The organism is Spirosoma gilvum, from assembly GCF_054776815.1.
In genome coordinates, this window is record NZ_BAAHBH010000013.1 from 109,381 (window position 1) to 123,011 (window position 13,631).

A 13,631-nucleotide genomic window follows, 5' to 3' on the forward strand; every position below is an offset into this window, starting at 1 on the left:
ATTAATTTAAAATATTGAGTCGCGATATCTTAGAAATAGGCTATAAGTTTGCCAGCGAAAAGGATCGAAAACTGTTCCCTTTTCATTCGACAACCTATGGTTTCTTTAATCAAAATAATTACGATTGCGGCCTGTCTTGTAGGCACTACTCAGGTACAGGTGAATGCACAAGCTACGCCTACGTATGCCTTTATTGAGAAAATCAGTCTACCTACGGGCGATGGCAAATGGGATTACCTCAAGATGGATGGCGAACGGGAACGACTATTTGTTTCCCACTTCGACCGGGTACACGTTATCGATTTAAATACGAACAAACAGATTGGTGAGATCACGGGCTTGAAAGGCGTTCATGGTATCGGCCTGGCGAAAGACCTGGCGAAAGGTTATATCACGAACGGTACCGATAATACCATCACGGTTTTCGATTATAATACCTTTAAAGTCCTGCAAACCATAACCGTTACGGGCAAGAAAGCTGATGCCGTCATGTATGATAAGGGTACCAAACGGATTTTTGTCTTTAACAATGGCAGTGGGGATGCCGTTGCCATCGATGCGCTAACCGACAAAGTGGTTGGAACCGTAACTATGGGAGGTGCGCCGGAATTTGCAGTGGCCAATGAGAAAGGAAGTATTTTTAATAACAATGAAGACACTAACGAGATTTTTGAAATTGATGCCAAGTCGCTCAAAGTAAAAAATAAGTACGCTGTTGCGCCTAATGGTGGTGTACCGACCGGGATTGCCTATGATGCCAGTACAAACCGCTTGTTTTCGGTTTGCCGTAAGCCGCAGTCCCTGGTGGTGATGGATGCGTCGAGCGGTAAAATCGTTCAGTCTTTACCCATTGGTGGTGGTGTGGATGCGGTCGTTTACGAGAAGGATTTGAAACTTATCATGACCTCAAATGGAGAAGGTAACGTAACGATTATCCATCAGGATTCACCAGATAAATATTCTGTTGTACAGACGCTAACAACAAAACCCGGCCTTAAGACAATGGTACACCGGGGAACGACGCACCGGATATACCTAAGTGGAGCCGATTATCAGGCGGATGGAAAAACACCCGCACCAGGTACCTTCGGCGTATATGTTTATGGCCCCAGTACGAAGCAGTAAGTAGTCGACTCATCCATTTCCTAACGTCTCATGTTGTCTTTTACCTATAAAGCCTTGTTTAGGGCTTGTCTGGCCACGCTTTGCCCATTACTTATTCAGGCTCAGTCGGTCAAGTCAACGATTCCTCGTGTTTTATCGGGACTCAGCTATAGCGAAACGGGCCAGTTGGTGCTGACCCGAAATGGTCAGAAACTGGCTGACCTGGACAAAAAAGATACCTATACATTGACGCAGATGGTAGGTAATCCAGTTGGTAATGAAACCGGCATTCAACTGGATTTCAATAAACCAGGTTTTTCGGGAACGGTGGCGTATGGCCCCTACAATGACAAAGCGGACTATCCCGCGATTGCATTTCTACCCCGTACGGTACCCATTCAGGACGGAAAAGCCTTGTTGGACATCAAAAATTCGGTTAAAGCCGTCAACGATTTCTTTAAGCTAAGCGATAAAGGGGAGGGTATTCTTGGTTACCGGGTGCTTGATAATACAGGACGAATCATCTACGAAGGCCGGGTTGCATTCACCGGGAAGGGCCCTTACTCGGTCGTACCGACAGTCATTGAAGGGCCATTTATAAACAACTTAACCTCGACTGGCTGTGTCATTTCGTACGAAACACAAGTGCCAGTAAAGACGAGACTGTCTGTCGGTAATCAGCTCATTAGCGACTCACAGGCGACCACTCACCACGAGCTTGCTGTCAATGGTCTTCAAGCTGGAACGGAATACGTATATAGGATTACGTTAGAAGCCCGAACCGAGCAGCATCGTTTCCAGACAGCACCGGCGCCAGGCAGTCGTAAGCCCTTTACGTTTGCGTTTGCCTGCGCTAACCGGGCGACATCGGGTGGGGGAGAGCGTGATTTTGGTGGCACGAATTACCAGTCGTCGCGGGCGATCATGGCAGCCGCTGTATTGAATGGGGCCGCCTTTATGCAAGCCACGGGCGATCTGACGACCGGCGGTAATCCAAGTGAAGAGGGTCACCTAATGGAGTACACGAACTGGAAACGGGCGCTGGAACCCTTCTGGCACAAAATCCCCGTCTACACCGGCATGGGTGATCACGAGGTGAATTACCTGACGTTTTCACCGGATCCAGCGACGAAGAAAAATCCCAAGATCGACCGGTACCCATATCAAACCGAATCCGGAGAGGCTTCGTTTGCCCGGGCCTTTGTGCATCCGTTCAACGGGCCTGCCAGTGAAGACGGGGCGAGTTATGACCCGGACAGCAAGCAGGTTGACTTCCCAACCTATCAGGAAAATGTGTATTACTACACCTACGATAATGTGGGGATGATCGTGCTGAACACCGAGTACTGGAAATCGCATTATCCAGGTGTCGACGGATCGCCGGAAGGCTACATCATGGACCAGCAGTTCAAGTGGTTAACCGAAACCATGCAGAAACTGGAAAAAGACCCTGCGATCGATCACATTTTTGTCAATGTCCACAGTGCGGTATTTCCCAACGGCGACCATGCCAATGGAGCCATGTGGTACGAAGGCAAAAACGACGAACGACCCAACGTAGCCGGAACGCCGGTTAAAACGGGTATTCTGGAACGCCGGGATCAGCTGCTGGATCTGTGCGTCAATAAGAGCAAAAAGTTTCTGGCCTTCCTGTCGGGGGATGAACACAACTTCGCTTTCCTGAGGGTCACGCCCGATACGCCGATGTATCCAGAAAATTATGCACTATCTAAGTTGAAACTAAGTCGTTCATTTTATCACATCAACAATGGTGGGGGAGGTTCGGCTCCTTATGCGATGCTGGCAACGCCCTGGATGAACCAATTTCAGTATTTTACCGAGCCGCCGGTGCTGGCGTTGATTTCGGTGAATGGCCCGACTGTTAATTTAAAAGCATTCAATGCCGAAACGTTTGGGAGCATTTGCCGTAATGTAAAACTGCGGTGAACCCATTTTTAATAACCCATTCTATTCTGATGAAACAAGTACGATTTTCTTTGCTGCTGGCTGGTTGCTTCCTACTCGCATTGGGTTCCGTTGCCCAAACGCAACAGGCCCCATTCAGTTTTGTCGCTTTCGGTGATATGCCCTATAACCTTCCTGAAGACTATGGGCGCTTCGAGAATCTGATTCGGGATGTGAACAAACAGAATCAGGTGTTCAATGTGCATGTCGGTGATATTAAGTCGAGTGAGAATGATTGTTCCGATGCGTATTATCAAAAAATTCACGGCTATTTCAATCAGTTCGATAAGCCGCTGATTTATACCCCCGGTGACAATGAGTGGACCGATTGCAATAAACATACGCCAGGCAAATATGACATCGACGAGCGGCTAGCCACCATCCGAAAACTATTTTTCGATGGCAAGAACAGCCTGGGTAAAACCAAGCTTGCTTTTACGTCCCAGTCGAAAGATCCAGCGTTTGCCAAATACGTGGAGAATAACCGCTGGCAGTATGGTAATGTCCAGTTCGGAACGGTGCATATTGTGGGTACCAACAACAACTTCTATCCAGATCCGAAGGGCAATAATGCCGAGTTCTATGATCGCAATAAGGCGAATCTAGTTTGGCTCGACGAAGTGTTCGACCAGGCAAAAGCCAGCAATGCCATCGCTGTAGTACTGTTTACTCAGGCTGATATGTACAATTCGGCCAAAGATGCTAAAGAAGCAAATGCGTTCACGAGCCTAAAAGAAAAACTTCAGACTCGAACTGAGGATTTCAAAAAGCCAGTGCTTCTGGTTAACGGGGATTCGCATGTGTTTCTGGTGGACAAACCAATCTACGTGAAAGGCGGCAAGAAGAAGGCGATGGATAGTTTCACGCGGCTGCAACTCTTCGGCGAGGATAACATCCACGCCGTCAAGGTAACGATCAATCCGGCCACGCCAGGGCTGTTTCAGATTGAGCCACTCATGATAAAGGGGAATTAATAACTAGTAACGATTTGACGCCAAAGCAATGAAATTCACTTTATACGTATTACTACTACTTGGCTCATTCGCGGTGCAGGCAGGAGCGCTGAAAGGTTCCGTGATGGATGCACGCACGGGTGAACCACTTATCGGTGCAACGGTAAGTTTGGCCAATACCAAATACGGCGGTACGGTTGGACTGGATGGTAACTACCACATAAAAGACGTTCCTGCCGGGACCTATACCTGTCTGGTGCAGTACGTGAGTTACCAGAAAACAGAGAAAACGATTGTCATTACGAGCGGAGTAGTTGTTCAGAACTTTTCCCTGGCGGAAAGTAGTCGTGATCTGGCCGAGGTGGTAGTCACTGCATCCGGCGACCGCGAGAGTGATAACAACGTTCGGAAGACCGAACAAAAAGCCGATAATGTCTTAAATATCATTGGCGCCAAAGCGATTTCGCTTCTGCCCGACGTTACGGTGGCGAATGTGTTGCAGCGCGTATCAGGGGTATCAGTCGTGCGAAACGCGACGGGTGATGGGCAATTTGCCATCATCCGGGGCATGGATCGCCGGTATAATTATACATTGGTTAATGGGATCAAAATCCCCAGCCCAGACAACAAAAACCGATTCGTGCCGATGGATATTTTCCCGGCCGATTTGCTCGAACGCCTGGAGGTAGTAAAAGCGCTCACGCCCAATATGGAAGGCGATGCCATTGGCGGTTCGATGAACATGATTATGCGCTCGGCACCTGATTACCTGGTGGTGAATGCCACCGTATCAGGCGGGTATAGCCAGTTGTTTAGTAACCGACCCTTTTCGGGATTCAGTACGGCTGATATTAATTTTCGCTCGCCCTCCGAAGTAGCCGGGAGCAATCGGTATGCGGCTAAACCGAGCGATTTCTCCACGCGAATAGCCCAGTATCAGGATGTGCCATTACCTGTTAATGGGTTAATGAGTTTGTCAATTGGCAACAGAGTATTGAATAAACGATTGGGATTTCTGGTCGGAGGTTCTTATCAACACACCTACCGGGGCAGTCAGTCGTCGTTTTTACGACTGTATGGCCAACCCTCGCCCGATCCTGTTCCCAATACGCCTATTTTCGAATTCGTCGAGCAGCGTACGTATTCCAACGAACAGGCCCGGACGGGCGTCAACCTTAAACTCGACTATGATCTAAGTCGAAATGGAAGTTCGTCGGCCAATAAGCTAAGCTTGTACGGACTGTTTATGCAGCTCGATGACAAACAGCACCGCACCGTGCTGGGGAATCAACTGGTGCAAATTGGCGACGTGACCACCACCGATCGCTCAGTATTCCGGCGCCAGAACATCTACAACGTTACGCTTCAGGGCGATCATGCACTCATTCCCAAACTAAAGCTGAATTGGTCAGCAGTGTATTCATTAGCGAAAAGTCAGACGCCGAGCTGGACCGATCTTTCGGTGACCAGCCGCACGAGTCAGGGCGCGGATGGCAAGTCTACGTCGACGCTGTATATCAACGACATGAGCTATATCTGGACGCGCAACAACGACCGTGATATAGCTGGTTATGTGAATCTAACGTATACGCTATTTCCAACGTTCGATCTGTCAGTTGGGGGTATGTATCGGGATAAAGCTCGGGATAACTATTATAACGATTACCAGTTAGCGACGGTGTTACCAGGTGGTGATCGACAAGTATTTACAAGCGTTGATAAAGCCATTTTCTCATTCCGGCCCGAATCGTACGCGTATCCAGATAGTACCAATGCCAACAACTATACAGCGAAGGAACAGGTAACAGCTGGGTACATACAGGGCAAGTTTTCACGAGATAACTGGCAGGTAGTCGGTGGCGTTCGGGTCGAAAACACCAATCAATCCTACGTGTCGCAGCTGCCGGTTACCGCAACTGGGAAAACGGGAAATATCAGCTATTTGGATCTATTACCTAGCCTGCATTTGAAATATCAGTTATCGGCCCGTGAAAACCTGCGCTTGTCCTACTTCCGGGGTATCAGCCGACCAGGTTACTTTGAGATTGTACCGGCTTCGTTCCCCGGCGATTTTTTCACTGAGACGGGTAATTTTAATCTCAAGCATACAGTAGCCGATAATATCGATCTGCGTTACGAACTCTTTCCGAGGGGCAATGAACAGGTTCTTCTGGGAGCGTTTGTTAAAAATATCCAGAATCCTATTGAATATGGGTTCAGCCAGTTAGCCCAGAACAATATCGTTTACCAGCCGATCAACTACGGTACGGCCATTAATTACGGAGCAGAGCTGGTGTTTGCTAAATATTTTAGCAACTGGGGTATATCCGGTAATTACACCTATACCAAGTCGAGCATCACAACCACCAAGCGGGTATATGGCCGCGATGCCAATGGGAGTACAGTAGTAACCGATGTTGAGCAAACCCGGCCACTTCAGGGGCAGTCGGATCATATTGCGAACCTGTCGCTGATGTATAAAAATCAGCAAATTGGCTTCGATGCGCAATTGGCCTGGGTCTATACGGGCAAGCGAATCAATATTGTATCGGCTTATAAAGACCTAGACTACTGGCAGCGGGGTACCTCGCAGGTGGATTTCTCAGCGGAAAAACGCTTCCACGGTGGTCGGCTGAGCGTGTTTACCAAGCTCGCCAATCTGCTCAATAACCCTATCATCGTCGATATCCTGCGCCCTAATACCCTAACTGGTTACCCCGATCAGGATCGAAGCGACCGGATTACCGTACAGAAAGACGTGTTTCAACAGTCGTACCTGATTGGACTACGCTACAAACGATAATAAACGATCAATCAATTAGTAAGTTAAAATTCAAACCGAATGAAACGTCAGATTCAACTCGGCTGGTTAGCCATTGCGATGATTGCCAGCTTAACGTCCGGCTTGCTTAGTTGTAGCAAGTCCGAAAATGTACAGGTATCGGCTCCTCTGTATCAGGTTGGGCAGGCCGTTAGTACCAAAACGCCATTAACGGGATCGATTAAAGGAACCTTGAAAGCCGATTCGACTTATAACGTAACGGGCGACGTGTTTATCAACGAAGGCGATACGCTGTTGATCCAGCCAGGTGCTAAAGTCCTGTTTGATGGCAAAGGGGCTTGGTGTTTTGTGGTGAAAGGGTCGCTGCTTTCGCTAGGTACGCAGGATAAACCCATTTACTTTACCGTACCAAGTTCAGTAGCCGTCAAGAACGAAACGGTAGGCTCTGATCCTACGGCCGACCCAGCCTATAAAGGTTTCTGGGGTGGTATTGCCGGCGAAACCACGTTTAAAAATATCATCATCAAGTGGACACACCTCGATTTTGGGGGTGGTAAACTGGGTACGTCGCCCGTATCCTTCCTCGCCAACGGCGCCAATGCGTATACGCTAACGTCGAAAAACTCGGATGGTATTGTCGTGCTGGAAGACTCCTGGGTATATGGGTCGATTGACGATCCCATGCGCCCATTCGGAGGTAAGTACAACGTCATGCGAAATACGTTCGAGAAGTGCGGCTTTACTGGGGGCGAAGCCTGGAATGTAAAGGGTGGTACGGTTGGTAACTTTGCCTACAACCTGATCATTGGCATGGCGACCAACGGCCCCAAAGCCTCGAATGATGGCCAGGCTACCAACCAGCCTCAAACGAATATTTTGATGTATAACAACACGATGATTGCCAACGGTTACCGCCGGTCGGCGGATGGTCGTGGGGGTTCGATCAACTTCGAAAACGGCGCGAAAGGTGGCTATTACAACAACCTGATGGTCGATTGTAAATATGGCCCACGGGTGGTCGGTGCCACAGCCAGTTACGCAGGAAATGCACTGGTCATCGCTGACACAGCCAACATCAAGTATGGCTACAACTACAACTACGTCGATTCACTGAAAATGGCGAATCAGATCTATCCAACGGGCTTCTATACCAAGCCGCAGACGACCGATATTCCAGCCCCATCCTCGTTTTTGCCTGCTGGCTATAAACCAGGGGCTGTGTATGACGGATCGGCGGTCGTTCAGAAAAACAATCCGATGTTCGTCAACTTCCCGCTGCCGTATGTAGCGACGAAAAAAATTGCCGATGCTAGCTTTGTCGGTACCTGGAACTTCCGATTGCAGTCCACATCGCCCGCGCTTGGCAAAGGAACGACAAGCTTTAGCCCGTTGACTGTCGTGCCCGTTAGCGAACGGTATGGCTCCACCGAGATCACGCCACCAAGCACCGATGTTGGTGCCTATCCGAGCAACGGAAAGGGAAATCTTCATTAAGTATCACGAAAATTTATACCAAGATGCCCGGCGGTGAAAAGAGATAGCCTACTCATGCGGTGAATCTCATTTTCCGCAGGGCATCTTGGAATAAAACTATTCCCTCCTAATAAACTAGCCATTAATGAAAGAAAACATTATACTTCTGTTGTTACTAGGTCAGTTTTTAGTCGCACAGGCCTGTTCGGCGCAAGACAATAAAATGGACGACCCGTTTATTGCCCGGCCCTATCTTCAGATTGGACGTACGCCCTCGCCGGAAAGCCTTCAGCTGCTCTGGCACGCCCCCGACACAGGTATGGACTGGACGGTTGAGTATCAACCTAACGCAAACGGCCCGTGGAAGAAAACGGGAACACCTACTTCCGTTCGTGTGGCCGTGGCTGGCATTGAACCGCACCGGGTTTTTCAAACGGCTTTGACCGGTCTAACGCCGGGCAGTAAATTCAATTACCGGGTGCTGAAAGCTGGAAAGGTTGTGTTTACGGCTGAAGGACAGGCCTCGAAAAAGGCCGATCAGTCGTACCGATTTGTTGCGTTTGCCGATATTGGTGCCGAAACGCCCGCTCAGAAAAAACTAGCCTCTCGTGCCTATCTGGCAAAACCGGATTTCGTGGTCGTTCCGGGTGATATCGTCTATGAACGGGGACTGATTTCGGAGTATCGTTCCCGTTTCTGGCCCATCTACAACGCCAATCAGGTCGATACGGCGGGAGCGCCTTTATTGCGGTCGGTGCCGATGATTGTAGCCCCCGGTAATCACGACACGGATACCCGCGATCTGGATAAATACCCCGATGCATTGGCGTATTACTATTATTGGAATCAGCCGTTAAACGGCATAACCGGCACGGAAGGTGGCCCCTTGGTTCCCACGATGACGGCTTCGGCGGATAACCGAAAAGCCTTTACTGATGCCGCTGGTGAGGCTTATTTGAAAATGTCGAATTACTCCTTCGATTACGGGAATGCCCATTGGACGGTGATTGACTCAAACCCCTACGTTGATTTTACCGACAAATCTTTACAAGATTGGATTGCGGCTGATTTGGCCAGTGCTAAAGAGGCTACCTGGCGGTTCGTGATGTTCCACCATCCGGGTTTCAACTCAGCCAGGGAGCATTACGAGCAGCAACATACACGGCTTTTATCGCCCATTTTTGAAGCGGGCAAAGTCGATGTGGTATTTACAGGACATGTGCATAACTACCAACGCTCGTTTCCGTTGACATTTGTCCCTGACAAAAAGGGGGTGCTCTTAGTGTCCAATATGGGCGCTAAACTGGCTCGTGGCCGGGTGGTCAACGGCCAGTGGACGCTCGACAAATCCTTCGATGGAAAAACGAACACTTCTCCCAAAGGCATCATATATCTGGTAACGGGTGCTGGTGGGCAAACACTCTATAACCCTGAGCAGAACAACGATCCTGACTCGTGGCAGCGGTTTACCGACAAGTTTTTTTCGAATGTCCATTCCCTTACCGTTGCTGACGTAGATGGCAAGACCCTGACAATTCGCCAGATTGATGTGAATGGCAAGGAACTCGACTCATTTAAAGTGACCAAGTAGCTTTATATCGATAAAAGCAAAATGTGCACGGGTGCCTTGATGGTATGAACAGCCACTGGGCCACCCGTTTTTCATGAGCGCACCCCACCCACAGTTGATTGTAGACGTATGGATAAATACATAAGTGAATCTCACTCGCCGTATTGAGAACGCGGATTTATCCAGTACGAATACAACCAAACTGATAGCGCATGCGGGTTTTATTTGTTGTCCAGGGAGAAGGTCGAGGTCATCTTACACAGGCTATTTCGCTGGCGCAATTGCTTCAGCAGGCTGGGCATCAGCTTGTAGGAGCCTGGGTCAACGTAGCGGACGGGCGACCAGTTCCCGCGTTTTTTCGGGAACAGTTCAAGGGGCCTATTACAGCCGTTGCCGGACCTTTATTGGTGTACAACCCTCAAACCAACGCGCTTGATTTAAAAAATACACTGCGTGGTATCCTTGGTAATTTGGGTTGTTACCAGCGAAGCCTGATTTACCTACGCGACGCAATTGAGGAACAACAGCCCGATGTCGTCGTTAATTTTTTCGAGTTGCTGGGCGGGCTAACGTTTGGTATCTACCGACCGAACGTGCCTATGGTTTGCGTGGGCCATCAATGTATGGCTTTTCATCCGGTTTTCCCTTTTCCATTGGGTCAGTGGCTGGACCGGTTACTTTTTAAAGCACTAATTCGCCTGAACGCCTGGGGGGCGACCGAACGTTGGGGACTCTCGTTTGACGAACTGCCCGATAAGCCCGGTCAACGGTTGCGAGTGATGCCGCCCCTGCTTCGGCAGGAATTAACCGTTCGCCACCGGGTCAGCAAGGCCGATTCCGAACCCTTTGTGCTGGCGTATACGACACAGCCCGGTTTGCAAACCGAAGTACTGAAAGCCAATCAACAGCGTCCTGATATACCCATCCGCTATTTTCATCCCCAAACCAAGGTGGTTGAAAAGCGGTCGGATACGTTAGAATTCAGACCCATCGACGGCAGGCAGTATCTCGATGCCATGCAACATTGCCGGGCGGTAATGACAACAGCTGGTTTTGAATCCGTTTGCGAAGCACTTTATCTGGGTAAGCCCGTACTGATGATGCCACAACCCGCTCATTATGAACAGGCTTGTAATGCACTCGACGGTCAGCGGGTAGGAGCCGGGATTGCGGATTGTACGTTTGATCTGGACCGGCTCATGGACTATACAGATACCTATGATGAACGACGAAGCGAGCAATTTCGGAAATGGTATGCCCAGGGGCAGCGTTTGTTTCTAACGGCACTCCAGCGAGTTACCGACCAATCAAAAAAAGGCGTTGGCGCGCAAACGATTTTATCCCGTTTCATCAAGTTAAACTCGGACACAACGTTCTGAATCGGTAGTTGAGTTTATACGTTTTTCTGTTCGGCCCATGACCAATTCGCTACCGATTCGTTCGTCTCTATTGTTGATTCTATTGGTGTGTGGAGCATACTCAGGCCTTGCTCAGGAAGCGAGTATGCCTGATCAGACGCCCGAATTCAGCAATCAGCGCGATATCCTGTATTACGTCCAACGACTCTTTCCTAAGCTCCAGTTTAAAAATCAGGATTCAGTTGCAATGCCTGTGGGAAAAGTCTTTGCCTGGATATTACCCAGCATTGGCTACGAACCACAAACCCGGTTAGCAGCTTATCTTGGAGGGAATCTGGCGTACCGGGCTACTGATGCGAACGTATCGTCAATTTATCCGATTCTGGCCTACACGCAGAACAAGCAACTTATTTTTCATACAGCTTCTAACCTATGGTTTCCTCGTAATCGGCTCAACCTGACGGGCGATTTGCGCGTCATGCATTATCCGCAACTAACCTACGGCTTGGGTGGATTCACAAACCTACAGAACTCTCGATTAATTGACTACAATTATGTTCGGTTTTACCAGACGGTCAGCCGATTAGTTGCACCTAATCTGTATGTGGGTGGTGGCTATAGCCTGGATTATCACTGGGCTATTCGGCCTGGGGAAGCTACGGGCGATCCGGTGCCAATCGGAGAGTATATGTTAGATGGTACAACTAAGACCGTGTCGTCGGGTCTGACAATCAATCTCTTGTATGATAGCCGTACCAACATGCTGAACCCGAAAGCTGGTTTTTTTGCGAACGTTCAACTTCGTACCAACTTCCAGTTGTTAGGCAGCGACACGAATTACCAGTCGTTGCTTGTCGATGTTCGGAAATACATCAACTGGCCTGTCACTACCCCGAATATTCTGGCATTCTGGAGTTATACTAACCTGACATTGCAGGGAACGCCACCTTATTTAGATTTACCCAGTACAGGTTGGGATGCCAACAGCAATGTTGCTCGAGGGTATATTCAGGGGCGATTTCGGGGTAAGAATCTGTTGTATGGTGAGGTGGAGTACCGGTTTCGCCTGATGCGCAATGGCGTGTTGGGCGGAGTTGCGTTTGCCAATGCACAGATGATTTCCGAACCCATCACAGAACAGTTCGCTAAACTGTTACCAGCGGCTGGTGCTGGGTTACGAGTGAAACTCAACAAACTCTCCGGCGTCAACTTCGCGGTTGATTATGGCATTGGGGCCGATGGTTCCCGAAGCCTCTATTTCAACATTGGTGAACTCTTCTGATTCAACACAGTCATTTCTATCCATCATACGGATCGGATTCTATTCCACTAAAAACACAAATGATACAACAAAACACCCTGTCGTGGCTCTGTCTGATAGGCGCTGCAATTTGCCAGATGAGTTGGACGTATTCCTTAAAATTTATCCAAATCACCGCACTCAAAACACTGTGCTGGTCGAGTTTCTACCAGCTTTCTGAAGGCTGGCTTATTTTAGGTCCTTGGCTTAGCTACATTGTTTTTGGCGCAGTTAATTCGGTTTTATTGTCCGTAGCAATGCGTACCATCCCTACAGCAACGGCCTTCGCGGTCTGGATGGCCCTGTCGCTGGTATTCATTAAGATTGGAGACATCGTCCTTCTCAAAACTAGTTGGTCATTTGCGGAGTTGTTTTCAATCGGAGGATTACCGTGGGAATTATCAGTCTAAAAGTGTTTTCGACGGGCGTTTAGGCGGTCAATTTATAGTGACTAACGATGACTCATTCGTGCTTTTGGTTCAGTCAATCCCAATATAGGTTCACCCATCGGAATAGACTTTCGTTCAATAAGCAAGCGGGCTACTTTTGTCAGACGACGACGCCAAACTAGCAACCCTACGCCTACTTTATGAACCCAAACCAAATTGCTAAACCCATCGCCTTATTGTCTACCGGCCTGTTGGCAGGTACTTTTTTCTATGCCACCGTCAACGTTTTGCCGACCTTCTGGGAGGTTCCTACGCCAATTCATTTAGCGTTTCGCACGGCCTTGATGCGTCATAACGCGCTCACTATGCAACTATCGATGGGTATCGCTATTGGTATGTCAATCTGGTTTTCCTGGACGGTTAGACATTCGCGCTTAAGCCGATCATTCGCGTTGTTGGCAGTGTGCTTGGGCCTGTCGACGCTGCTAATCACTCGACTTGGTAATGTACCGATCAACCTGGTTATTAAAACCTGGAATCTATCCACTCCACCGGCTAATTGGCTGGACATTATGGCTCGGTGGGATCGATTCCATACCTACCGGACGATCAGCGCAATAGGGGGCTTTGTCTGCCTGATTCTGGCGGATACCTTAAGCCACAACAAATTGTCGAGTATACCTTCGGATATTCGTTAACTTAGTCAGAAGCCAAGTGCTTTATAATCGATATAACTG

General features: G+C 48.9%; 10 protein-coding genes. All 10 read left to right on the plus strand.

The annotated features are described in order from the left end of the window. The first annotated feature begins 96 nt into the window (after nucleotides 1–96). The 10 genes from ACYVFD_RS28925 to ACYVFD_RS28970 all read left to right on the plus strand — a co-directional run bounded on the left by ACYVFD_RS28925 (nucleotide 97) and on the right by ACYVFD_RS28970 (nucleotide 13,592). On the plus strand, nucleotides 97–1,125 hold the full coding sequence (locus ACYVFD_RS28925) for a YncE family protein (protein ID WP_461094002.1): 1,029 nt from the start codon (nucleotides 97–99) through the stop codon (nucleotides 1,123–1,125). A gap of 30 nt (nucleotides 1,126–1,155) precedes the next feature. Continuing rightward, a complete protein-coding gene (locus tag ACYVFD_RS28930) occupies nucleotides 1,156–3,051 on the plus strand; it encodes a hypothetical protein (protein ID WP_461094003.1) in 1,896 nt (631 codons plus the stop codon). Nucleotides 3,052–3,080: 29 nt separating this feature from the next. Continuing rightward, on the plus strand, nucleotides 3,081–4,043 hold the full coding sequence (locus ACYVFD_RS28935; protein WP_461094004.1) for a metallophosphoesterase: 963 nt from the start codon (nucleotides 3,081–3,083) through the stop codon (nucleotides 4,041–4,043). A 28-nt stretch (nucleotides 4,044–4,071) separates the two neighbouring features. Then, nucleotides 4,072–6,825 (plus strand): TonB-dependent receptor, encoded by a 2,754-nt coding sequence (locus ACYVFD_RS28940; RefSeq protein WP_461094005.1) that lies wholly within the window; start codon nucleotides 4,072–4,074, stop codon nucleotides 6,823–6,825. 39 nt (nucleotides 6,826–6,864) lie between these two features. Next, nucleotides 6,865–8,298, plus strand: coding sequence for a hypothetical protein (locus ACYVFD_RS28945; protein ID WP_461094006.1), 1,434 nt, complete (start codon nucleotides 6,865–6,867; stop codon nucleotides 8,296–8,298). A gap of 124 nt (nucleotides 8,299–8,422) precedes the next feature. Beyond that, entirely contained in the window at nucleotides 8,423–9,868 is a 1,446-nt protein-coding gene (locus ACYVFD_RS28950; RefSeq protein ID WP_461094007.1) for a metallophosphoesterase, read from the plus strand. Nucleotides 9,869–10,059: 191 nt separating this feature from the next. Next, entirely contained in the window at nucleotides 10,060–11,226 is a 1,167-nt protein-coding gene (locus tag ACYVFD_RS28955; RefSeq protein ID WP_461094008.1) for a glycosyltransferase family protein, read from the plus strand. A 37-nt stretch (nucleotides 11,227–11,263) separates the two neighbouring features. Next, nucleotides 11,264–12,487, plus strand: coding sequence for a BamA/TamA family outer membrane protein (locus ACYVFD_RS28960; protein ID WP_461094009.1), 1,224 nt, complete (start codon nucleotides 11,264–11,266; stop codon nucleotides 12,485–12,487). Between the two features lie 59 nt (nucleotides 12,488–12,546). After that, nucleotides 12,547–12,915: a DMT family transporter gene (locus ACYVFD_RS28965; RefSeq protein WP_461094010.1), complete on the plus strand. Its 369-nt coding sequence runs from the start codon at nucleotides 12,547–12,549 to the stop codon at nucleotides 12,913–12,915. Between the two features lie 179 nt (nucleotides 12,916–13,094). After that, a complete protein-coding gene (locus ACYVFD_RS28970) occupies nucleotides 13,095–13,592 on the plus strand; it encodes an anthrone oxygenase family protein (RefSeq protein WP_461094011.1) in 498 nt (165 codons plus the stop codon). Nucleotides 13,593–13,631 lie beyond the last annotated feature (39 nt).